The organism is Conexibacter woesei Iso977N, assembly GCF_000424625.1.
Taxonomy (GTDB): Bacteria; Actinomycetota; Thermoleophilia; order Solirubrobacterales; family Solirubrobacteraceae; genus Baekduia; species Baekduia woesei_A.
On the sequence record NZ_AUKG01000002.1, the window covers coordinates 596,173 to 618,446 of the forward strand.

A 22,274-nucleotide genomic window follows, 5' to 3' on the forward strand; every position below is an offset into this window, starting at 1 on the left:
CAGCGTTGGTCGACCCCGCAGCACCCCGTTCGCGCCCGTTGGCGTGAGCCTCCGGGTCCTCTTCATCTGCCACGCGGCGACGCCCGACACGCGCCGTGCGGTCTTCGGCGGCGATGGTCCGCTGCTCGACGGCGCCGCGCGCCGGGTCGCCGACCTGGCCGCGCACCTACCGCGTGCCCGCGCGGTCGCGCGGTCCGGCGCCGCGTGCTGTGAGGAGACCACCGAGGCCTTGGGGTTGCTCGACGGCGCGGCCGTCGATCCGGCGGTCGGCGACTGGGACTTCGGGAGCTGGCGGGGGCTGTCGCTGGCCGAGGTCGAGGCCCGCGATGCCGAGGGCGTCGTCGCCTGGCGGATGCAGCCCGGCCACGCGCCGCACGGGGGCGAGTCGCTTGTTGATGTCCTTGCTCGCGTCCGCTCGTGGCTGGAGGCGCTGGACGGCGAGGGCGTCCGGATCGTCGTCACGCACCCGTCGGTGATCCGCGCCGCGGTCGTCTGCGGCCTGGAGGTCCCCGAAGAGGCGTTCTGGACGATCGACATCGCGCCCACCTCCGTCACCGAGCTCCGCCGCCGCGGCACCCGCTGGCGCGTCGCCCGCATCAACTGGGAGCCCGCGCTCTTCCGCGACCCGCGCCCGACCGCCCGCCCGGCACCGGCCGAGGTGCAGGGATGACCGCGCTCGCCGGACCGCGGCTTGCGGTGTCGTTCCTGACGGTCGTCCCGACGGGGCGGGTCGAGATCGCCGATGGGGCGTGGCTCGCGCGCGCCGCGGTGTGGTTCCCGGTGGTCGGCGCCGTTGTTGGTGGTGTTGCTGCTGGCACGGTGGCGCTGGGCGATGCGGCGGGGTTGTCGCCGGCGGTCTCCGGCGCCGTGGCGATCGCGGTGGCGATCGCCTTCACGCGCGGGCTGCACGAGGACGGGCTGGCCGACACGGCCGACGGGCTCGGCGTCCACGGGACGCGGGAGCGGCGGCTGGCGGCGATGAAGGACTCGGCGGTCGGCGCGCACGGCGCGCTGGCGATGGCGGTCGCGGTGCTGCTCGCGGCGCTCGCGCTGGCGTCGCTCGATGCCACTCACGCTGCTCGCGCGCTGGTCGCCGCGCATGTCGCGTCGCGTGCCGCGATGGTCCTGGCCGCCGCGCTGCTGCCGCCCGCGAGCGCGACGGGGCTGGGGCGCGGGCTCGCCGTCTCGGCGACGGCGGCCGGAGTGGCGGCGCTGCTCGGAGCGGCCACGCTCGTCGTCGCGGGGACGCCCGTCGCGCTGCTCGCGGCCGCGGTCGCGCTGGTCGCCGCGCTCGGCATCCAGCGGCGCGCGTTCGGCGGCCGGACGGGCGACACGCTCGGCGCCACCGGCAAGCTCGTCGAGGTGGTCGTGTTGATCGCGCTCTCGGGGGCGTGGTCGTGAGCGGGGCGCTGCTCGTCTGCGGCACGGCGTCGGACGCCGGCAAGTCGCTGGTCACCGCCGGCATCTGCCGCTCGCTCGCGCGGCGCGGCGTGCGGGTCGCGCCGTTCAAGGCCCAGAACATGGCCAACAACTCGGCGGTCACGGCGTCCGGTGCCGAGATCGGGCGTGCGCAGGCGATGCAGGCCGCCGCCTGCGGGATCGAGCCCGAGGCCGCGATGAACCCCGTGTTGATCAAGCCCGCGGGGGAGACGTCGTCGCAGGTCCTGCTGATGGGCAGGCCCTACGCCAACGCGACCGCGCGCTCCTACCAGGAGCTGAAGGCGTCGCTGGAGCAGCCGGTGCTCGACGCGCTCTCGGGTCTGCGCGAACGCTTCGACGCGGTCATCTGCGAGGGCGCCGGCTCGCCCGCCGAGATCAACCTCCGCAGCCGCGACCTCGCCAACATGGGCCTCGCGCGCGCCGCCGACCTCCCGGTCCTGCTCGTCGGCGACATCGACCGCGGCGGCGTCTTCGCCCAGCTCGTCGGCACGCTCGCGGTCCTCGACGCCGCCGACCAGCGTCACATCGCGGCGTTCCTCATCAACAAGTTCCGCGGCGACGCGACGGTCCTGGCGCCCGGCCTCGACATGCTCCACGACCTCACCGGCCGCTGCTCGCTCGGCACGCTGCCGTGGCGCGAGGGCCTGTGGCTCGACGCCGAGGACTCGCTGGCGCTCCAAGCACCCCAACTCGCTCCGGCGCCGCCGGTCGGGGCCGACACGCTCGACGTCGCCGTCGTGCGCCTGCGCCACATCTCGAACTTCACCGACGTGGACGCGCTCGCCGCCGAGCCCGGCGTCGGCGTGCGCTTCACGCGCTCCGCGGTCGACGTCGAGCGCGCCGACCTCGTGGTCATCCCGGGGTCGAAGGCGACCGTCGCCGACCTGCAGCAGCTGCGCGCCGACGGCCTCGACCGCGCGCTGCTCCGCCGCGCACGCGCGGGCGCGCCGATCCTCGGCGTCTGCGGCGGCTACCAACTCCTGGGGGAACGCATCAGCGACGACGTCGAGTCGCGCGCGGGCGTTGTCGATGGCCTTGGGTTGCTCCCCATCGCCACGACGTTCCACCCCAACAAGCTGCTGCGCCGCCAGAGCGGGACCGGGGCCGCGGCCCCGCTCGGCGGCGCGGCCGTCTCCGGCTACGAGATCCGGCACGGCGATCCTCAGCCCGTCGCCGCCGGATCCGTAGCCGGAGAGCCGCTGATCACGACCGCGTCCGGCGAGCCCGAGGGCTGGCTCACCGGCGCGGTCGCCGGGACCTCCTGGCACGGCCTGCTCGAGGGCGACGCGGTCCGCCGCGCGCTCCTGCGCTGGGTCGCCGACGCCCGCGGCCGGGACTGGCTGCCGGGCGACGTCCCGTTCGCCGCCGTCCGCGAGCGCCGCCTCGACGTTCTCGGCGACCTCATCGACGAGCACGTCGACCGCGACGCGCTCGACGCGCTGCTGGCCGGCGGCGTTCCCGAAGGCCTTCCGACCCTCGACCTCCACCGGAGGACCACCGCATGCTCCGCGTCCTGAGCCACGCCGACACCGACCTCCTCGCGATCACCCGCGCGCGCGCCGACCTGCCCGACGGCTTCCCGGAGGTGCGCGTCGCCAACCCGGCCGCGATCGACGACCTAGACGCGCTGCTCGACGGCGCGCGCGTCGTGGTCGTCCGCCTGCTCGGCGGCCGCCGCTCGTGGGAGGACGGGGTGGAGACGCTGCGCGCCCGGTCGGCCGCGGAGGACGGCGGCTTCGCGCTGATCCTGCTCGGCGGCGAGCCGCAGCCCGACGCCGAGCTGGCCGAGCTGTCGCACGCGCCCGCGGGCGCGCTCGCGCAGACCTTCGAGTACCTCCGCCACGGCGGCGTGACCAACGCCACCAACCTGCTCCGCTTCCTTGCCGACACGTTCCTGCTGGAGGGCCACGGCTTCGACGACCCGGTCGCGTTGGAGGAGCACGGCGGCTACGAGCCGCAGGGCGTCGAGGCTCCCGCCGGCGCGGGCGGGCCGCGCGTCGGCATCGTCTTCTACCGCTCGCACCTCGCGGCCGGGAACACCGCGTTCGTCGACGAGCTGGCGCGCGCGGTCGTCGCGGCGGGCGGCACGCCGACGTGCGTCTGGGCGCAGTCGCTGCGGCCCGACGCCGACGGCAGGATCCACGTGCTGGAAGAGCTCCAAGACAACGTGGATGCCTTGATCGTCACCGTGCTCGCCTCCGGCGGCTCGACCGCCGCCGACGAGGGCGCCTGGCGCGCCGACGCGCTGGCCGCGCTCGGCGTCCCGGTGATCCAGGCGGTCTGCGTCACGCGCTCGCGCGCCGCGTGGGCCGAGTCGCCCGCGGGCCTGAGCCCGATGGACGTCGCGATGCAGGTCGCGATCCCGGAGTTCGACGGCCGCCTGCTCGGCGGCGTCGTGTCGTTCAAGGAACCGCACCCGGACTTCGAGGGCGTCGCGTCCTACGTGCCGGACGCCGAGCGCTGCGCGGCGGTCGCGGGGCTCACGGTCCGGATCGCGCGCCTGCGCGACCTGCCGCCGGCCGAGCGCAAGGTGGTGGTGATGCTCTCCGCCTTCCCGACCAAGCACGGGCGGATCGGCAACGCGGTCGGGCTCGACACGCCGGCCTCGGGCGTCGCGCTGCTGGAGGCGATGCGCGACGTCGGGTACCAAGTCAATGCGATTGCCGAGGACGGCGACGCGCTGATCCACGGGCTGATCGCCGCGGGCGGCTACGACCCGGACCACCTGACCGACGCGCAGCTCGCCGCCGCCGTCGCGCGCCTGCCGGTCGCGCAGTACCTGGAGTGGTTCGAGGAGCTGCCCGAGGACCTCAAGTCCTCCATGATCGACACGTGGGGCCCGCCGCCCGGCACGCAGTGGCGCGACGGCGACGACCTCGTGCTCGCGGGCATCGACCTCGGCGGCGTGTTCGTCGCGATCCAGCCGCCGCGCGGCTACGGCGAGGACCCGAGCGCGATCTACCACGACCCCGAGCTGGCGCCGTCGCACCACTACCTCGCGTCGTACTGGTGGCTGGACCGCGTCTGGGGCGCCGACGCGCTCGTGCACCTCGGCAAGCACGGCACGCTGGAGTGGCTGCCGGGCAAGTCGGTGGGGTTGAGCGACGCCTGCGCGCCCGACGCCGCGCTCGGCACGCTGCCGGTCGTCTACCCGTTCGTCGTCAACGACCCGGGCGAGGGCGTCCAGGCCAAGCGGCGCATGCACGCGACGATCGTCGACCACCTGATCCCGCCGATGGCGCGGGCCGGGACGCACGACGAGCTGGCCGCGCTCGAGGACCTGCTGGACGAGTACGCGCGGATGGAGGCGCTGGACCCGTCGAAGCTCCCGGCGCTCGGCACGCGGATCTGGGAGGCGCTACTGGCCGCGAACCTTCACAAGGACCTTGGGTTGGACGACGCGGGCGCGCCCGAGGACGATGACGCGATCGGCACGGTCATCGAGCACCTCGACACGTACCTCTGCGAGGTCAAGGACCTCCAGGTCCGCGACGGCCTCCATGTGCTGGGCCTTGCGCCCGAGGGCGAGGCGCTGCGCAACCTCGTCGCGGCGATCATGCGGCTGCCCAACAGGGACGTCCCCGCGCTGCGGCGGGCGATCGGGCGGTCGCGGGATCTCGATGAGCTTGCGTTGATCGAGGCCGGCGACCGCGTCGTGCTGGATCGGCTGGACGCCGCGCAGGACATGGTGCTCGACGCGCTCTCGGCGCGCGAGTGGGACGTCGCCGCGGTCGCCGAGGTCGCGTCCAACGTCCTCGACACCGACGCGCCGGACGTCCTGGCGGCGCTGCGCTTCGCGGCCGGCGACCTCGTCCCGCGCCTGCGGGCGAGCGGCGGTGAGATCGACGCCGTGTTGAAGGCCTTGAGCGGCGGCTTCGTCGATGCCGGCCCGTCGGGCTCGCCGACGCGCGGGCGGGTCGACGTCCTGCCGACCGGGCGCAACTTCTACGGCGTCGACCCGAAGGCGCTGCCGAGCGAGCTGTCGTGGGACGTCGGCGTGCGCCTCGGCGACGCGCTGCTCGAGCGACATGGAGAAGAAGACGGCCGCCATCCCGAGACCGTCGGGATCGTCGTCTGGGGCACGGCCGCGATGCGCACGCACGGCGACGACGTCGCCGAGATCCTGCACCTGCTCGGCGTCCGGCCGGTCTGGAACCCGGACACGCGGCGGGTCACCGGCATCGAGGTGGTGTCCTTGGAGGAGCTGGGGCGCCCGCGGATCGACGTGGTCGTCCGGATCTCCGGCTTCTTCCGGGACGCGTTCCCGCACCTGGTGTCCCTGATCGACGACGCGGTGACGACGGTCGCCGCGCTCGACGAGAGCGACGACGACAACTACGTCCGCAAGCACGCGCGCGCCGACGCCGAGCGCCTGGCCGAGGAGCTGGGCGAGCGCGGCGCCTGGCGGCGCTCGACCGCGCGCGTCTTCGGGTCCCGGCCGGGCTCGTACGGCGCCGGGCTGCTGGAGCTGATCGACGCGCGCAACTGGCGCGACGACGCGGACCTCGCCGCGGTCTACGAGGCGTGGGGCGGGCACGCGTACGGCGCGGGCCTGGACGGGGTCGAGGCGCGCGGCGCGGTCCGCGACTGCTTCGCGCGGATCGAGGTCGCGGTCAAGAACATCGACAACCGCGAGCACGACCTGTTCGACTCCGACGGCTACTTCCAGTACCACGGCGGGATGGTCGCGGCGGTGCGGGCGCTGTCCGGCCGTGGCCCGAAGGCGTGGGTCGGCGACAGCGCCGACCCGGCGCATGTCCGCGCGCTGTCGCTGGCCGAGGAGGCGCGGCGCGTGTTCCGCGCCCGCGTGACGAACCCGCGCTGGATCGGCGCGATGGTCCGCCACGGCTACAAGGGCGCGTTCGAGCTGGCCGCGACCGTCGACTACCTGTTCGGCTACGACGCCACGACCGGCGTCGTCGACGACTGGATGTACGAGGCGATCAGCGACAAGTACGTCCGCGACCCGGACGTCGGCGAGTTCTTGAGGAAGTCGAACCCGTGGGCGCTGCACGCGATGGCCGAGCGGCTGCTGGAGGCCGCCGACCGCGGCCTCTGGGCGGAGCCGGAGGCGGGGACGCTGGACGCGCTCCGCGGCGCGGTGCTGGATGTTGAAGAACAACTCGAAGAGGCTGGAGAGGGCGCGCAGGCATGAGCAAGCTGATGGGGTTGGTTCCGGAGATCAGGCCGGTCGACGAGGCGGCGCGGGCCGCGGCGCTGGAGCGCCAGGCGCAGCTGCTGAAGCCGCCGGGCTCGCTCGGGCGGCTCGAGGAGGTCGCGGTCTGGGTCGCGGGCGTGACCGGGCGTGCGCGCGGGCCGATCCCGAAGACGCGCGTGGTCGTCGCCGCCGCCGACCACGGCGTGATGGAGGAGGGCGTCAGCGCGTTCCCGCAGGAGGTGACCGGGCAGATGCTCGGCGCGTTCGGTGCGGGGTGGGCGGCGATCACGGTCCTGGCGGCCCATGCCGGTGCTGACGTCGTGCTGGTCGACGCGGGCGTGATCGCGCCGCCGGAGAGCGTCGCGGGCGTCGATGTCGGGCTGCCGGCACCGTCGAAGAACCTCGCGGTCGAGCCCGCGCTGGCCGAGGACGAGGTGCGCTCCGCGATCCGCGCGGGCCGCGCGCTGGCGGCGAGCGCCGCCGCCGACGGCGTCGACCTCCTGATCGCCGGCGAGATGGGCATCGGCAACACGACGCCCGCCGCGTGCCTGACCGCGGCGTTGTGCGGGTTGTCGGCCGAGCAGGTCGTCGGCCGGGGCACGGGCGTGGACGACGACGGGCTGCAGCGCAAGCGCGCGGTCATCGAGCGTGCGCTGGCGCTGCACGTCGAGGCGGCGGGCGGCGACCCGCTGGAGATCCTGCGGCGCCTCGGCGGCGGCGAGCTGGCCGTGCTGTGCGGGCTGGCGCTCGGCGCGGGCGAGCACGGCCTCGGGCTGATCTGCGACGGCGTCATCGCCACCGCGGCGATCGCGATCGCCGCCGAGCTGGCGCCTGAGCTGAAGGGCCGCCTCCTGGCCGGCCACCGCTCGGTCGAGCCCGCCCACGAGCACCTGCTGAACCACATCGGCCTGCGCCCGCTGGTCGAGCTCGACCTGCGCCTCGGCGAGGGCTCCGGCGCGGCGACCGCGCTGTTGGTGGTCAACGCCGCCTGCGCGCTCCACGACGGCATGGCGACCTTCGCCGAGGTGGGCGTCAGCGGATGACCGACGCGCCCCGCTTCCCGCTGACCGCGATCCTCGCGCAGGACGACCTCGTCACGGCGCTGTTGCTGTGCGCGGTCGATCCGGCGCTCGGTGGCGTGCTCGTGCGCGGGGAGCGGGGGACGGCGAAGACGACCGCGGTGCGGGCGCTCGCCGCGCTGCTGCCCGAGCAGGATGTAGCGCTTGGTTGCCCGTACGGTGTCGCGCCGGGCGAGCCGTGCCCGTGCGGCGAGCGACATGATGGTGTTGCTCGTCGGAGCGCGCCGATGGTCGAGCTGCCGCTGGGCGCCACGCTGGAGCGCGTTGTTGGTGCTCTTGACGTGCGCCGTGCGCTGGCCGCGGGCGAGGCGGTCTTCGAGCCGGGGCTGCTCGCCGCCGCGCACCGCGGGGTCCTGTACGCCGACGAGGTCAACCTGCTGCCCGACGCGGCGGTCGACGTGCTGCTGGACGTCGCGGCGTCTGGCGTCAACGTCGTCGAGCGCGACGGCCAGAGCGTCCGCCACGCCGCCCGCTTCCTGCTCGTCGGGACGATGAACCCGGAGGAGGGCGAGCTGCGCCCGCAGCTGCTCGACCGCTTCGGCCTGGGCATCGAGGTCCACGCGCCGGGTGAGCCTGCACAGCGGACCGAGGTCGTCCGCCGCCGCCTGCGCTTCGACGCCGACCCGGCCGCGTTCGTCGCCGAGCACGCGGGCGAGGAGGCCGCGCTGGCCCGCCGCCTGACCGCGGCCCGCGACGCGCTTCCGGGCGTCGCGCTGCCCGACCGCCAGCTGGTCCGGATCACGACGCTCTGCGCCCGCCTCAACGTGGACGGCCTCCGCGCCGACCTCGCCTGCACCCGCGCCGCGCTGGCGCTGGCCGCCCTCGACGGCGCGGACGAGGTCCAAGACCACCATGTCGAGCGCGCGGCGGCCCTCGCGCTGACCCACCGCCTCCGCCGCGACCCGCTCGCCCCGCCGCCCTCGCCCCAGACGGTGTCGGACGCGCTCGCCGACCAGGACGCCGACGAGGGTCCGCAGCCGCCGAGCGACGGGCCGAGTGGCGGCGGCCCGAGCGGCGGCGGCGACGCGGGCGACGCGGATGCAAGTCGTCCTGCCCTCACATATCGGGGGTCAGACGACTTGGACCGGAGGTTCGGGGGCGAACCGGCGCCTGCGGAGCCCGAGGCCGGTGTGCCGGCGCCGCCGATCAGGCTCGATGCGCGGCGGCGTGCGGCGACGGCGGGGCGGCGGGCGCGGGCGCAGGGGACGGGCGTCGTGGTCGACGCGCGCGCGGGCGACGACGACATCGCGATCCTGCCGACGCTCGTCGCGGCGCGGGGTGCCGCGGTGCAACCCCATCATCTTCGCTCCGCCCGCCGCGAAGGCCGGCAGGGCGCGCTCGTCGTGCTGTGCGTGGACGCGTCCGGCTCGATGGGCGCGCGCAAGCGCATGGCGTTGGTCAAGGGCACCGCGCTCGCGCTGCTCGGCGACGCCTACCAGCGCCGGGACCGCGTCGCGCTCGTCACGTTCCGGGGCACCGGCGCGCAGCTCCCGCTGGCGCCCACGGGCGCGATCGACCATGCCGCCGCCGCGCTCAGGGCGCTCCCGACCGGCGGCCGCACGCCGATCGCCGCGGGCCTGCGCCTGGCCGCCGACGTCGTCCGCCGCGAGCGCCTGCGCGAGCCCGGCCGCGCCGCGGTCGTCGTGCTCGTCTCCGACGGGCGCTCCAACGCCGGCGAGGACCCGGCGCAGGCCGCCGCGCTCCTGGCCAGGCAGGACGTCCATCTGCTCGTCGTGGACGGCGAGCAGGGCCACGTCCGCCTCGGCGGCGCGCGCCGCATCGCCGCCGCGGCCGCACCCAAGTCCACCATCTTGCCCCTCGACCCCCGCGCACAGGGAAGCGACCTCGCGACCCGCGTCCGCGCCATCGCCGCATGACCGACACCACACACACCCCTGACGACCAGGGCTCCGCCGATCCGATCCGCCGCAGGCCGCGCGACAAGCCGTTGTTGATCGTCAACACCGGCCACGGCAAGGGCAAGTCCAGCGCCGCGTTCGGCATGCTGCTGCGCTCCTGGGCGCGCGGCTACCGCTGCGGCGTCTTCCAGTTCGTGAAGTCCGGCAAGTGGAAGGTCGGCGAGGCCAAGGCCGCCGCCGCGCTCGGCGGGATCGACTGGGAGAAGATGGGCGACGGCTGGTCGTGGATCAGCCGCGACCTGGAGGAGTCGGCCGACAAGGCGCGCGTCGGGTGGGAGCACGTGAAGCTCTGCATCGCGCAGGAGCGCTACGAGTTCCTGCTGCTCGACGAGCTGACCTACCCGATCAAGTACGGGTGGATCGAGGAAGATGATGTGGTTGAGACGCTGCGTTCACGACCCGGCTTCCAACATGTCGTCGTCACCGGCCGCGACGCGCCGCAGGCGCTGGTCGACGTGGCCGACCTCGTCTCCGAGGTCGTCAAGGTCAAGCACCCGATGGACGCCGGGATCCGCGCCCAGCAGGGGATCGAGTGGTGACGGCGCCGCGCATCCTGGTCGTCCTCGACGGCGCGGCCGAGCCGATCTGGCCGTGGCCGTCCACGCTCGAGGCCGCGCAGATGCCGGCGCTGGACGCGCTGTGCGACCGCGGCGCGGTCGCACGCGTCGCCACGACGCCGCCCGGCCTGCCGCCGGGGTCCGAGGTCGGGATCCCGACGCTGCTCGGCGCGCGGCTGGCGAGCGCGCCCGGCCGCGGGCCGATCGAGGCCGCCGCGGCCGACGTGACGGTGCCGGAGGGCGCCGGCGTCTGGCGCGTCGACGTCCACCACCACGACGGCCGCCGCGCGGTGACCGCGGAGGCGATGCTCGTCGCGCGCGACCTCGCGGCCGCGCTGCCGGACCATGATGTACGCCATCTCAAGGGCCACCGGTTCCTGGCCGTCGGCGCGGAGCGTCCGGAAGTTGAGGTGGTCGCCTCGCTCGTGGTCGTCGTGTGGGACGACGGCGAGGCGCTCGCGCCGGTCCTCGACCGGCGCACGGTCGTCGTCGCCGCGCCCGGCGCCGCCGCGGGCTGCGGGCGGCTGCTCGGCGCGCAGGTCGTCACGCCCGCGGGCGCGACCGGCGACGTCGGCAGCGACCTGTGGGCCAAGACGCGCGCGGCGCTCGCCGCGCTGCGCGACGGGGCGGACGCCGTCGTGCTGCATGTCGGTGGCGCCGACGAGGCCGCCCACCACCGCGACAAGGTCGGCAAGCGCGCGATGCTCGAGGCCGCCGACGCCGACGTGATCCGGCCGCTGGCGCGCGCCGCCGCCGACGTCGGCGGCGCGATCGCCGTCACCTCCGACCACGCGACGTGCGTCGAGACCGGGCGCCACCACGCCGATCCGGTCCCGGCGGTGCTCGCGGCGCCGGCCGTCGCGCCCGCGGGCGCGGTGCGGCTGCACGAGCGGCTCGCCGAGCGCTCGGCCGTGTGGGACGGGCCGTTCGCGCTGCTGGGAGCGCTGCGATGACGCCCGCGCGCATCGTGATCGCCGGGACGCACTCCGGCGCGGGCAAGACCACGATCGCCTCCGGGTTGATGGCCGCGCTGTCGCGCGCCGGGCACCGCGTCGCGCCGTTCAAGGTCGGCCCGGACTTCATCGACCCGTCGTACCACCGCCTCGCCTGCGACCGGCCGGGACGGAACCTCGACGCGTTCCTGAGCGGCCCGGAGTTGATGGTGCCCTTGGTTCGGCACGGCGCGCGGGATGCAGACGTCGTCGTGGTCGAAGGCGTGATGGGGCTGTTCGACGGCGCGTCCGGCGGGGGCGAGCTGGCCTCGACCGCGCAGGTCGCCAAGCTGCTCGGCGCGCCCGTTGTGCTGGTGGTCGACTCGGGCGCGATGGCGCGCTCGGTCGCCGCGATCGTCCACGGCTTCGCGACGTTCGACCCGAAGCTGCAGGTCGGTGGCGTCGTGCTGAACCGCGTGGCGTCGGACTGGCACGAGGAGCTGCTGCGCGAGGCGATCGCCGCGACGGGCGTCCCGGTGCTGGGCGTCCTGCGTCGCGATCCGGAGCTGAGCGTGCCCGAGCGCCACCTCGGGCTGGTGCCGTCCGACGAGCGCGAAGCGCACGCGACCGCGACGCTCGACCGGCTGGCGGAGGTCGTCGCGGGCAGCGTCGACATGGAGGCCTTGCTCGCCTTGGCGCGCAGCGCGCCGCCGCTGGGCGGGGAGGCGTGGTCGCCGGAGCCCGCGGACGGCGCGACGCTGCGCGCGGCGCGTATCGCGGTCGCCTCCGGCCCCGCGTTCTCGTTCGTCTACGAGGAGAACCACGAGCTGCTGCGCGCCGCCGGGGCCGAGTTGGTGCCCTTCGACCCGATCGCCGACACCGCGCTGCCGGAGGACTGCGGCGCGCTGCTGCTGGCCGGCGGCTTCCCGGAGGTCTTCGGCGCCGAGCTGTCCGGCAACGCCCCGTTGCGCGCCGACGTCGCCGCGTTCGCGCGCAGCGGCCGGCCGGTCCTGGCCGAGTGCGGTGGGTTGTTGTACCTGTCGGACGAGCTGGACGGGCGCCCGATGTGCGGCGTCGTCCCGGGCCGCGCCGCGATGGGCAGGCGGCTGACGCTCGGCTACCGGATCGCGCGGGCCGCGAGCGACCATCCGGCCTGGCCCGCCGGGGCCGAGACGCGCGGTCACGAGTTCCACTACAGCTCGGTCGACCCGGTCGCGGGCGCGGCGCCCGCGTGGTCGCTGAGCGCGCGCGGCACGACGCGCGACGAAGGCCATGTGGTCGGCAACGTCCACGCCTCCTACCTGCACACGCACTGGGCGAGCACGCCTGCGGTCGCGCGGCGCCTGGTGGAGGCGGCGGCGTGAGCGGGGCGCTCGTAGGTGTAGGCGTCGGTCCGGGCGATCCGGAGCACCTGACGCTCAAGGCGGTGCGCGAGCTGCGTGGCGCCGATCGCGTCTTCGTGCCGGCGACCGTGGCGAGCGCCGGCGGTCCGGGGCGCGCGGAGGTCGTCGTGGCCGAGCACGTCGCGCCGGAGCGCGTCGTGCGGCTCGGCTTCGCGATGACCGACGCCGGTGGCCGCGACGCGAAGTGGGACGCCGCGGGCGCGGCGATCGCCGACGTCGTCCGCGAGGGCGGGACCGCGGTCTTCGCCACGCTCGGCGACCCGTCGCTGTACTCGACGTTCGCCTACATCGTGCACACGGTGCGCGGGCTGGTGGCCGACGTCGAGGTCCGGACGGTCCCGGGCATCACCGCCATGCAGGACCTGGCGGCCCGGACCGGCGCGATGCTCGCCGAGGGCACCGACGGCGTCGCTTTGGTGCCCTGGACCGCGGGCGAGGCGCGCGTGCGCTCGGCGCTGGAGGGCTTCGAGACCGTCGTGATCTACAAGGGCGGCCGCCAGCTCCCGCGCCTTCTGGAGGTCGTGCGCGAGGCCGGCCGCGAGGACGAGGCGTCGGTCGGCACGCACCTCGGCCAGGACGGCGAGGTCGTCGCCGCCGCAGCTGCGATCGACGGTCCCGCGTCGTACTTCTCCACCGTGTTGGTCACGCCCATGCGCGACGGCGCGCCCCGAGGAGGGCGGATCGCATGAGCGGTGCTGCGCATGGCGAGCCGGTCGTCGCCGAGGTCCGGACCGCGTTGCATGACGCGGCGCCGGAGGTCAAGGTGGTGGCGTTGGTCGCGTTCGCGCTGAGCGTCGCGTTCGTGCCGCATGGCGCGTGGTGGCCGTTCGCGGTCGATGCGCTGATCGTGGCGGTCTTCGCGGCGTGGGGGCGCGTCCCGGTCCGGAGCTTGTTGGTGCGGTTGGTCGTCGAGATCCCGTTCCTGGCCTTCGTCGTGCTGCTGCCGCTCGTCGCGGGCGCCGAGGGGCTGGCGCTGGCGGGCGCGATCGTGGGCAAGGCGACGCTGGTGGTCCTGGCGACCGGCATCCTGAGCGCGACGACTCCGGCGCCGGAGATCATCATGGGGTTGGAGCGCCTGCGCGTCCCGGCGGCGTTCACCGCGATCGGCGCGCTGGCCGTCCGCTACTTGATGGTGGTGCTGGACGAGCTGCGGCGCGTGAACACCGCCCGCCAGGCGCGCGGCGACGACGCGCGCTGGTTCTGGCAGGTCCGCGCGGTCGCGCAGTCGACCGGCACGCTGGCGATCCGCTGCATCGACCGCGGCGAGCGGGTCCACTCCGCGATGCTCGCGCGCGGCTACGACGGCAGGCTCCCGGCGGTCGCGCTCGGCGCGGCGGAGGCGTCGCCGCGGGTGCTCGCCGCCACGCTCGCGGGGGCCGCGGTCGTCCCCGCGCTGGTCGCGACGGTCCTGACCCGCGGAGGGATCGCATGAGGGCCGTGGTCTCCGCGCCGCCCGCGCTGCTGGTCGTCGGGCACGGCACGCGCGACGCCGACGGGCTCGCCGAGTTCCACGAGCTCGCCGCGCTGGTGCGCGACGCCGCGGGCCCGGACCTGCCGATCGAGACCGGGTTCATCGAGCTGGCCGAGCCGCTGGTCGACGAGGCCGTCGACACGTTGGTGGTCAACGCCGAGCCGGCGCGCGTCGTGTCGGTCCCGCTCGTCCTGCTCGCCGCCGGGCACCTCAAGAACGACGGGCCGGCGACCCTGACCCGCGCCCGCGCGAAGCATCCCGGCGTGCAGTTCGCGATGGGCCGCGACCTCGGGATCGACCCCGCGGTGCTGGCCGTCGCCGAGGACCGGATCCGCGCGGCGCTGCCGCCGGACCACGACCCGGAGACGACGGGCGTCGCGCTCGTCGGCCGCGGGTCGAGCGACCCCGACGCGTGCGGCGACCTCTACAAGGTCGCGCGGCTGCTGGCCGACGGGCGCGGGCTCGGGATGGTCGAGCCGGCGTTCGCAGGCGTCGCGCAGCCCGACCTGCCCGCCGCGCTGGAGCGGCTGCGGCGGCTGGGCGCGAGGACGATCGTCGTCGCGCCGTTCCTGCTGTTCACGGGGGTGTTGGTCCCGCGCCTGTACGCAAGTGCTTCAACCTGGGCGGCGGAGCATGATGATGTGGATGTCCGCGCCGCCGCGCATCTCGGCCCGGACCGGCGCCTGGCGAAGCTCGTGCTGGAGCGCTACCGCGAGGCGCTGCAGGGCGACGTGCGGATGAACTGCGACCTCTGCACCTACCGCGTGCGGCTGCCCGGCTACGAGGACAAGGTCGGGATGCCGATCTCGCTGACGCCGCACGGCGACGCGCCCGCGACCGGGCGCCGCGGGCGGCGGCGCGCCACGCGCGCCCCGCAGCCCGCGCCGGCCGTGGCACCGCCGCGCCGGCGCGCGCTGCACCCGGCGCAGTACGCGCCGTCCGAGGGGCGCGCGGCGGTGACGCTGACCGACCTGTCCTACGCCTACCCGGACGGCACGCGCGTGCTCGACGGCGTGTCGTTGACCATCAACAACGGCGAGCGCGTCGCGATCCTGGGGCCCAACGGCGCGGGCAAGACGACGCTGGCGCTGCAGCTCAACGGGATGCTGGAGGGCGCGACCGGGACCGTCACGATCGGCGACACGGTCCTGAGCACCAGGACGCGCCGGGCGATCCGGCGCCAGGTCGGGCTCGTCTTCCAGGATCCCGACGACCAGCTGTTTCTGCCGACCGTGCGCGCCGACGTCGCGTTCGGCCCGGCGAACCTGGGGCTGGAGGGCGCGGACCTGCGCGAGCGTGTCGACGAAGCACTGGCCGCGGTGGACATGACCGACCTCGCCGACCGCGCGCCGCACGCGCTGTCGGCCGGGCAGCGGCGCCGGGCCGCGGTGGCGGGCGTCCTGGCGATGCATCCCGAGGTGTTGGTGTTGGACGAGCCGTCGTCGCACCTGGACCCGGCGGCGCGGCGTGAGCTGGCCGACGTGTTGGTGTCCTTGTCGTTGACGGTGTTGTTGGTCACGCACGACCTGCCCTACGCGCTGGAGCTGTGCCCGCGGGCGATCGTGCTCGACCAGGGTCAAGTTGTCGCGGATGGGCCGACGCGCGAGATCCTCGCCGACGAGGGCTTCATGCGCGCGCACCGGCTCGAACTGCCCGCGGGCTTCAACCCGCTCGCCGCATGACCGGGACGCTGTGGATCGTCGGCATCGGGCCGGGCGGGGCGGAGCACCGCACGTTCGCGGCGGCGCGCGCGGTCGCGGAGGCCGAGGTCGTCGTGGGCTACGGGCCGTACGTCGACATGGTCGCGGACCTTGTTGTAGGGGATGTGGTGCGCGGCGTGATGGGCGAGGAGGAGCGCCGCGCCGACGAGGCGCTGGCGCTGGCGGCGGAAGGCAAGCGCGTTGCCTTGGTGTCGTCCGGCGACGCGGGCGTGCACGGCATGGCCGCCCGGACGCTCGCGCGCGCCGCCGATCTCGATGTGGAAGTGGTCGTGGTCCCGGGCGTGACCGCGGCGCAGGCCGCTGCGGCGGCTCTCGGCGCGCCGCTGACCGACGACTTCGCCGTGGTGTCGTTGAGCGACATCTCGACGTCGTGGGAGGGCGTCGAGGCGCGCCTCTCCGCGCTCGCGCCGAGCGGTCTCGCGTTGTGCTTGTACAACCCGCGCTCGACGCGCCGGACCGAGCAGTTCGACCGCGCGCTGGAGATCCTCCGCGCCGCCCGGCCCGCGACGACGCCGGTCGCGCTCTGCCACGACGTGACGCGGCCGGGCGAGTCCGTCGAACGCACCACGCTCGCGGCCCTCGACCCCGAGCGCGTCACGATGCGCACGCTCGTCGTCATCGCCGGCGACACCGCCGCCGAGACCGGCCCGTGGCTCGTCGCCCTGCGCGGAACGACGGCGCCGGGCGGAGCCACCGACGTGGCGACTCCGCCCACCGCCGAGGCTGCGCGATGACCGTCACCTTCGTCGGAGCGGGGCCGGGCGATCCGGAGCTGCTCACGATCGCCGCTCGGCGCGTGTTGGAAGAGGCCGAGGTGGTGGTCTACGACCGGCCGTCGGCGGATGCCGTCGTCGCGCTGGCGCCGGCCTGCGCCGAGCGGGTCTGTGTCGGGCTGGCGCCGGGGCAGCGCGCGTTGTCCCAGGACGACGTCAACGCGTTGTTGGTGGACTACGGCCGGAGCGGCCGGGACGTCGTGCGGCTGAAGTCCGGCGACCCGTTCGTCGCCTCGCGTGGTGGCGAGGAGGCGCAAGTCCTCCAACAAGCGGGCGTTGATGTACAGGTCGTTCCGGGGGTGTCGAGCGCGCTCGGCGCGCCGGCGGCCGCGGGCATCCCGCTGATGCTGCGCCGGCTGTCCGTTACAGCGACGTTCGTGGACGGCAACGACGACCCCGAGCACGGCACGCCGCCGGACTGGGACCTGCTCGCCAAGCTCGGCGGGACGCTCGTGATCCTCACCGGCCGCGGGCGGATCCGGCGGATCGCGGCGAAGCTCATCGCCGGCGGCCTGCCCGGCGACACCCCGGTCGCCGCGATCAGCGCGGGCTCGCGCCCGGCGCAGCAGGTCCTGCGCGGCACGCTCGGCGACCTGCCCGCGCCGCTACCGCCGCCGGTGACGTTCGTCGTCGGCGCGGTCGCGGCCCTGAACCTCACCGAGACGGAGCATGTTCATGCACATCCCTGACGGCTTCCTCTCCGGCCAGGCGTGCGTCGCCGGCGCCGCGGTCGCGGGCGCGGGCCTGGCGGTCTGCCTGCGGCGCATGCGCGCCGAGGAACGTGAGCGCGACCTGCCGATCGCCGGCCTCGCCGCGGCGTTCTTCCTGGTCGGCGACGCGCCGATGTTCCCGATCACCGTCGGCACCGAGGGACACCTGCTCGGCGGCGCGCTCGCGGTCTGCCTGCTCGGGCCGTGGCTCGGCGCGGTGACGATCGCGGTCGTGGCGGTGATCCAGGCGCTCGCGCTCGGCGACGGCGGGATCTCCACGCTCGGCCTGACGATCATCACCTTGTCCTTGGTCCCGGCGTTCGCCGGCTACCCGCTGACGGTCGCGCTGCGGCGCGTGCTCGGCCGGACGCCACGCGGGCTGGCGATCGCCTGCGGGATCGCGGCGGCGATCGCCGTCGAGCTGTCGGCGTTGACGTTCGTCGGCGAGTTCTGGCTCGGGCACGCGGTGGCGATCGACCTGTCGAAGATCGCCTGGTCGACGCTCGGCGCCTACGGCGTGATCGCGGTGATCGAGGGCGTCCTGACCGGCCTGATCGTCCGGGCGCTGCTCAGCGCGCGGCCGGACCTCGTCCGGATCGCGGAGCCGGTGCGCCACCGCTGGGTGCAGGAGCCGCGCGCGGCCGAGCCTGCGCGCCGTGAGGAGGTGCCCGCATGACCGGCCGCGTCACGTTCGTCGGCGCGGGGCCGGGCGCGCCGGACCTGCTGACGCTGCGGGCGGTCGAGGCGCTGCGGCGCGCGGACGTCGTGGTCTGGGCGCGGTCGCTGGTCGATCCGGCGATCCTGGAGCACGCGCAGGAGGGCGCCGAGCTGGTGCCGTCCGACGAGCGCACGCACGAGGAGATCGTGGAGATCTACGCGCGTGCGCGCCGCGACTCGCTCGAGGTCGCTCGGGTGCACTCGGGCGACCCAACGGTCTACGGGGCGCTGCACGAGCAGCTCGCCGCGTGCCGCGCGCTGGGCCTGGCGATCGAGATCGTCCCGGGCGTGTCGTCGGTGAGCGCGGCGGCGGTCGCGCTGGGGCAGGAGCTGACGATCCCGGACGTCTCGCAGACGCTGATCTACACGCGGCGCCCGACGCGGACGTCGATGCCGGCCAACGAGCAGCTGGTGGAGCTCGCCCGGCACGGGACCACGTTGGTGTTGTTCCTGAGCGTGCGGCGCCCGCGCGAGCTGCAGGCCGACCTCATGGAGGGCGGCTACACGGCGGAGACGCCGTGCGCGGTGGTCTACCGCGCGTCGTGGCCGGACGAGCTCGTCGTCCGGTGCGAGTTGAAGGACTTGGCCACGTCGATCAAGTCCAACAGGATCACGACGCAGGCCCTGGTGTTGGTCGGGCCCGCGCTGGGGGACGCGTCGTGCGCGGGGCGCTCGCACGTCTACGACCCGGGCTACGGGCACCGCTACCGGAGGCTCGGCCGCCCGGACCGCTACCGGGACAAGGCGCCGAAGCCGTGATCGCCGTGCTGGGCGTGGCCGGCGGGCGGGTGCCGCCGGGGACGGAGGACGTGCTGGCGGGCGCGCGCGTCGTGGCGGGCGGCGCGGCGGTGCTGCGCGCGCTGGCGCCGGCGGGCGCGCGGCAGGTGGTCCTGGGCGCGGGGGTGGACGCGGCGCTGGAGGAGCTTGTTGGTGTGGATGCCGTCGTGCTCGCGAGCGGTGACCCGGGGTTCTTCGGGATCGTCCGCGCGCTGCGGCGGCACGTGGGGCCGGAGGAGCTGGCGGTGCACCCGGCGCCGTCGTCGGTCGCGCTGGCGTTCGCGCGGCTGGGTGTGCCGTGGGACGACGCGCTCGTCGTCAGCGCCCACGCGCGCGACCCGCGGCCGGCGCTGGCGACCGCGCTGCGGCATCCGAAGGTGGCGATCCTGACCGACGGCGATGCGACGCCCGCGTGGTTCGCGGCGCGCCTGGAGGGGCGGCGGCTCGCGGTCTGCGCGCGGCTGGGGCTCGACGGGGAGACGGTGGTGACCGGCTCGGCGTCCGAGATCGCGGCGCGCGAGTGGGACCAACCCAATGTGGTGGTGTCGCTCGGCGACGCGGAGGAACCGGCGGCGGTCGATGCCTGGGCGCTGCCCGAGGACGCGTTCGACCATCGCTCCGGGATGATCACGAAGCGCGAGGTGCGGGCGGTCGCGCTCGCCGCGCTCGGGCCGGCGACGGGGCGGCTGATCTGGGACGTCGGCTGCGGGAGCGGGTCGGTGGCGGTCGAATGCGCGCGGTTGGGCGCGGCGGTCTTCGCGATCGACCACGACGCCGACGCGGTCGGGCGCACCCGCGCCAACGCGGCGCGGTTCGGGGTGCCGGTCGCGGTCGTCGAGGGCGTCGCGCCGATGGCGCTCGCCGCGCTGCCGGACCCGGACGCGGTGTTCGTCGGCGGTGGCGGCCGGGACGTCGAGGCGATCCTGGAGGCCTGCGCGGCGCGGGACACGACGCGGGCGATCGTCGTGACGCTCGCGCTGATCGACCGCGTCGGTCCGGTCCTGGAGCGCCTGGCGGCGCTCGGCTTCGAGGCCGAGGCGACGCTGCTGCACGCCTCGCGCCTGAGCCCGCTCGCGGGCGGGCACCGGCTCGCGGCGACCAACCCCATCACGATCGCGGTCGGGCGGCGATGATCGCGGTCGGCGTCGGGGCGAGCCGCGGGTGCCCGCTGGGCGAGTTGGAGGACTTGGTGACGGCCGCGCTCGCAGAGGCCCATGTGGAGCACGTCGATGTCCTTGCGTCGGCCGACGTGAAGGCCGACGAGGGGGCCATCCTCGCGCTCGCGGCGGCGCGCGGGTGGCGGTTCGTCACGTTCCCCGCGGCGGCGCTGGCGGCGGTCCCGGTCCCGACGCCGTCGGCGACGGTCGCCGCGCACGTCGGGACGCCGAGCGTCGCCGAGGCCGCCGCGCTGCTGGCCGCGGGCGACGGCAGCGAGTTGATGATCTTGAAGCGCCGCTCGGCGCACGCGACCTGCGCGGTCGCGGGAACGGAGGACGCATGGCCCGTCGCGTAGCCCACCCGATCGAGGTCGAGAGCCTGGGGATCCTGCGCTCGCGCCACGACTTCACGCCGCTGCCGCCGCTGTCGCGGGCGGTGGCCGAGCGGGTCTGCCACGCGTCGGCGGACCTGTCGTTCGCCGACTCGCTGGTGCTCGACGAGGACGCGCTGCGGGCGGGGCGCGAGGCGCTGCGCGACGGCGCGCCGATCTACGCGGACGCGCGGATGGTCGCGGCGGGGATCACGACGCGCGAGGTGATCGTGCCGCTCGCCGACCCGCGGGTCCCGGACCTCGCGGCGGAGCTGGGGACGACCCGCAGCGCGGCGGCGATGAGGCTCGCGGCGGCCGAGGCGCCGGTCGACGCGGTCTGGGTCGTCGGCAACGCGCCGACCGCGTTGTTCCAGCTGTTGGAGGAGCCGCCGCCGTCGCCCGCGTTGTTGGTGGGGTTGCCGGTCGGGTTCGTCGGCGCGGCGGAGGCGAAGGCGGCGCTGGTGGCGTCCGGGCTGCCGTGCGTCGCCAACCGCGGCGAGCGGGGCGGCAGCGCGGTGGCGGTCGCGGCGGTCAACGCGTTGTTGTACTTCTCGGACGATGACTGACGGCGGCGCCTTGGTGGTGGACTTCGGCGGCCTCCGGCGCTGCCTGAGCAGCGCGGTCGTCGGCGGCGGGCTGGGCGACGCGCGGGCGTGGCTGAACCTCCAGGTTCCGCACGGGTACGGGCGGATGGACCCGGACGCGCACCTGCGAGAGGAGATGGTCGCGCGCGGGCTCGACGCGGAGGCGACGCTCGGCGCGATGACCGCCGCCCACGTCGACCGCGCGGTGTGGCGCGAGGAGCCGGGCGTTGTGCGGGTGGTCGCGACGGTGGGGATCGGCGTCCCGCTGGCCGCCGCGGGGCGGGTGCTGCGCGAGATCCCGGCGGTGGGGACGATCAACATGTTGGTGTTGGTCGAGGCGCCGCTGACCGACGGCGCGCTCGTCTACGCGGTCCAGACCGCGACCGAGGCCAAGGCGCAGGCGCTGGCCGACGCCGGCATCGCGGCGATGAACCACGACGGTCCCGCGACGGGGACGGCGACCGACTCGATCTGCGTCGCCGCTGCGCCGGGTGCGTCCGAGCCGTTCGCCGGGCCGATGTCGCCCGCGGGCGGGGCGATCGCGCGCTGCGTGCACGGCGCGGTGCTCGAGGGCGCGCTGGAGTTCGAGGAGCGGCGTGCGCGGGGCGCGTAGCGTGGGACTGCTCGGCGCCGTCGCGCTCGACGCCGCGTTCGGGGATCCGGCGCGGTGGCATCCGGTCGCGGGCTTCGGGCAGACGGCGGCGCGGTTGGAGCGCGTCACGTACCGGGATGCGCGGGGCGCGGGAGTTGTCCATGTGATGGTGTTGGTCGGCGTGCCGAGCGTGGTGGCTGCCCGGGTCGGGCGGCGGCGCGCGGCGGCGCTGGCGGTCTGCGGCTGGGCGGCGCTCGGCGGCCGGTCGCTGCGGCGGACGGCGGCCCGGATGGCGGACCTCGTGGACGCGGGCGATCTGCCGGCGGCGCGGGCGCTGGCGCGGTCGCTGGTCGCGCGGCGGACCGAGACGCTCGACGGCGCAGAGCTGACGCGCGCGGCGCTGGAGTCGCTGGCCGAGAACACCGCGGACGCCGAGGCCGGGACGCTGTTCTGGGGCGCGGTCGCGGGGCCGGGCGGCGTCGTGCTGCACCGGGCGGCGAACACGCTCGACGCGATGGTCGGCTACCGCAACGAGAAGTACATGAACTTCGGCTGGGCGGCCGCGCGGCTGGACGACGTCCTCGGCTGGCCCGCCGCGCGGGCGTGCGCCGGGGCGACGGTCGTGGCCGCCGTGCTGTGCGGGGAGGACGCGCGCGGCGCGGCGCGCGTCTGGCGCCGCGACGGCGCGCACCACCCGAGCCCGAACGCCGGCCGAGCCGAGGCGGCGTTCGCCGGCGCGCTGGGCATCACGCTCGGTGGGATCAACGACTACGACGGCGTCGTCGAGGACCGTGGCCGCCTCGGCGACGGCCCCGCGCCCGACACCGCCGCGTTGCGCCGCGCGGTCCGGCTGAGCGCGGCGACGAGCGCGGTCCTGGCGGCCGCGGCCGCGGGGGTGGCGGCGTGGCGCTGA

Annotated in this window: 21 protein-coding genes and 1 pseudogene; all 22 read left to right on the forward strand. The window is 75.6% G+C overall.

The genetic code is table 11. The features are described 5' to 3' along the window. The first annotated feature begins 43 nt into the window (after positions 1 to 43). The 22 genes and pseudogenes from H030_RS32460 to cbiB all read left to right on the forward strand — a co-directional run bounded on the left by H030_RS32460 (position 44) and on the right by cbiB (position 22,274). Positions 44 to 670: a histidine phosphatase family protein gene (locus tag H030_RS32460; RefSeq protein ID WP_051222786.1), complete on the forward strand. Its 627-nt coding sequence runs from the start codon at positions 44 to 46 to the stop codon at positions 668 to 670. Next, the gene (gene cobS, locus H030_RS0115130; RefSeq protein WP_027006721.1) at positions 667 to 1,401 is read left to right on the forward strand and encodes an adenosylcobinamide-GDP ribazoletransferase; all 735 of its coding nucleotides are present in this window, start codon (positions 667 to 669) and stop codon (positions 1,399 to 1,401) included. The genes H030_RS32460 and cobS overlap by 4 nt, the downstream gene beginning before the upstream one ends. Then, on the forward strand, positions 1,398 to 2,957 hold the full coding sequence (locus H030_RS32465) for a cobyric acid synthase (RefSeq protein ID WP_035128388.1): 1,560 nt from the start codon (positions 1,398 to 1,400) through the stop codon (positions 2,955 to 2,957). The genes cobS and H030_RS32465 overlap by 4 nt, the downstream gene beginning before the upstream one ends. Then, on the forward strand, positions 2,942 to 6,595 hold the full coding sequence (cobN, locus tag H030_RS0115140; protein WP_035127760.1) for a cobaltochelatase subunit CobN: 3,654 nt from the start codon (positions 2,942 to 2,944) through the stop codon (positions 6,593 to 6,595). Before H030_RS32465 ends, cobN begins: the two co-directional genes overlap by 16 nt. Continuing rightward, positions 6,592 to 7,641, forward strand: a complete 1,050-nt coding sequence (gene cobT, locus H030_RS0115145; RefSeq protein ID WP_027006723.1) for a nicotinate-nucleotide--dimethylbenzimidazole phosphoribosyltransferase — start codon at positions 6,592 to 6,594, stop codon at positions 7,639 to 7,641. The genes cobN and cobT overlap by 4 nt, the downstream gene beginning before the upstream one ends. Next, complete coding sequence (locus H030_RS32470) at positions 7,638 to 9,554, forward strand: VWA domain-containing protein (RefSeq protein WP_051222788.1); 1,917 nt, start codon at positions 7,638 to 7,640, stop codon at positions 9,552 to 9,554. Before cobT ends, H030_RS32470 begins: the two co-directional genes overlap by 4 nt. Further along, a complete protein-coding gene (gene cobO / locus H030_RS0115155) occupies positions 9,551 to 10,135 on the forward strand; it encodes a cob(I)yrinic acid a,c-diamide adenosyltransferase (RefSeq protein WP_051222790.1) in 585 nt (194 codons plus the stop codon). Before H030_RS32470 ends, cobO begins: the two co-directional genes overlap by 4 nt. Then, on the forward strand, positions 10,132 to 11,106 hold the full coding sequence (locus tag H030_RS0115160) for a hypothetical protein (RefSeq protein ID WP_196809144.1): 975 nt from the start codon (positions 10,132 to 10,134) through the stop codon (positions 11,104 to 11,106). Before cobO ends, H030_RS0115160 begins: the two co-directional genes overlap by 4 nt. Further along, positions 11,103 to 12,449, forward strand: a complete 1,347-nt coding sequence (locus tag H030_RS0115165; protein ID WP_027006726.1) for a cobyrinate a,c-diamide synthase — start codon at positions 11,103 to 11,105, stop codon at positions 12,447 to 12,449. Before H030_RS0115160 ends, H030_RS0115165 begins: the two co-directional genes overlap by 4 nt. Further along, on the forward strand, positions 12,446 to 13,177 hold the full coding sequence (cobI, locus tag H030_RS0115170) for a precorrin-2 C(20)-methyltransferase (protein WP_027006727.1): 732 nt from the start codon (positions 12,446 to 12,448) through the stop codon (positions 13,175 to 13,177). Before H030_RS0115165 ends, cobI begins: the two co-directional genes overlap by 4 nt. Continuing rightward, complete coding sequence (locus tag H030_RS0115175; RefSeq protein ID WP_027006728.1) at positions 13,174 to 13,920, forward strand: energy-coupling factor transporter transmembrane component T family protein; 747 nt, start codon at positions 13,174 to 13,176, stop codon at positions 13,918 to 13,920. Before cobI ends, H030_RS0115175 begins: the two co-directional genes overlap by 4 nt. Beyond that, a pseudogene (locus H030_RS40680) lies at positions 13,917 to 14,648 on the forward strand (sirohydrochlorin chelatase); the annotation flags it as partial. The gene H030_RS0115175 and the pseudogene H030_RS40680, both read left to right, overlap by 4 nt. 273 nt (positions 14,649 to 14,921) lie before the next feature. Continuing rightward, positions 14,922 to 15,641, forward strand: a complete 720-nt coding sequence (locus H030_RS40685; RefSeq protein ID WP_027006729.1) for an ATP-binding cassette domain-containing protein — start codon at positions 14,922 to 14,924, stop codon at positions 15,639 to 15,641. Beyond that, a complete protein-coding gene (locus tag H030_RS32475) occupies positions 15,638 to 16,414 on the forward strand; it encodes a precorrin-3B C(17)-methyltransferase (RefSeq protein ID WP_051222792.1) in 777 nt (258 codons plus the stop codon). The genes H030_RS40685 and H030_RS32475 overlap by 4 nt, the downstream gene beginning before the upstream one ends. Then, on the forward strand, positions 16,411 to 17,142 hold the full coding sequence (cobA, locus tag H030_RS32480; protein WP_035127763.1) for a uroporphyrinogen-III C-methyltransferase: 732 nt from the start codon (positions 16,411 to 16,413) through the stop codon (positions 17,140 to 17,142). The genes H030_RS32475 and cobA overlap by 4 nt, the downstream gene beginning before the upstream one ends. Beyond that, positions 17,129 to 17,839 carry an energy-coupling factor ABC transporter permease gene (locus H030_RS32485; RefSeq protein WP_051222794.1) on the forward strand — a complete coding sequence of 237 codons (711 nt, stop codon included), beginning with the start codon at positions 17,129 to 17,131 and terminating at the stop codon, positions 17,837 to 17,839. The genes cobA and H030_RS32485 overlap by 14 nt, the downstream gene beginning before the upstream one ends. Beyond that, positions 17,836 to 18,639 (forward strand): precorrin-4 C(11)-methyltransferase, encoded by an 804-nt coding sequence (cobM, locus tag H030_RS32490; protein WP_051222796.1) that lies wholly within the window; start codon positions 17,836 to 17,838, stop codon positions 18,637 to 18,639. The genes H030_RS32485 and cobM overlap by 4 nt, the downstream gene beginning before the upstream one ends. Beyond that, entirely contained in the window at positions 18,540 to 19,790 is a 1,251-nt protein-coding gene (gene cbiE / locus H030_RS0115205) for a precorrin-6y C5,15-methyltransferase (decarboxylating) subunit CbiE (RefSeq protein ID WP_419470650.1), read from the forward strand. The genes cobM and cbiE overlap by 100 nt, the downstream gene beginning before the upstream one ends. After that, entirely contained in the window at positions 19,787 to 20,170 is a 384-nt protein-coding gene (locus H030_RS0115210) for a cobalamin biosynthesis protein (RefSeq protein WP_027006731.1), read from the forward strand. Before cbiE ends, H030_RS0115210 begins: the two co-directional genes overlap by 4 nt. Continuing rightward, entirely contained in the window at positions 20,155 to 20,751 is a 597-nt protein-coding gene (locus tag H030_RS0115215; RefSeq protein ID WP_027006732.1) for a precorrin-8X methylmutase, read from the forward strand. Before H030_RS0115210 ends, H030_RS0115215 begins: the two co-directional genes overlap by 16 nt. Further along, complete coding sequence (locus H030_RS0115220; RefSeq protein ID WP_051222798.1) at positions 20,744 to 21,382, forward strand: adenosylcobinamide amidohydrolase; 639 nt, start codon at positions 20,744 to 20,746, stop codon at positions 21,380 to 21,382. Before H030_RS0115215 ends, H030_RS0115220 begins: the two co-directional genes overlap by 8 nt. After that, entirely contained in the window at positions 21,366 to 22,274 is a 909-nt protein-coding gene (gene cbiB / locus H030_RS0115225) for an adenosylcobinamide-phosphate synthase CbiB (protein ID WP_027006734.1), read from the forward strand. Before H030_RS0115220 ends, cbiB begins: the two co-directional genes overlap by 17 nt.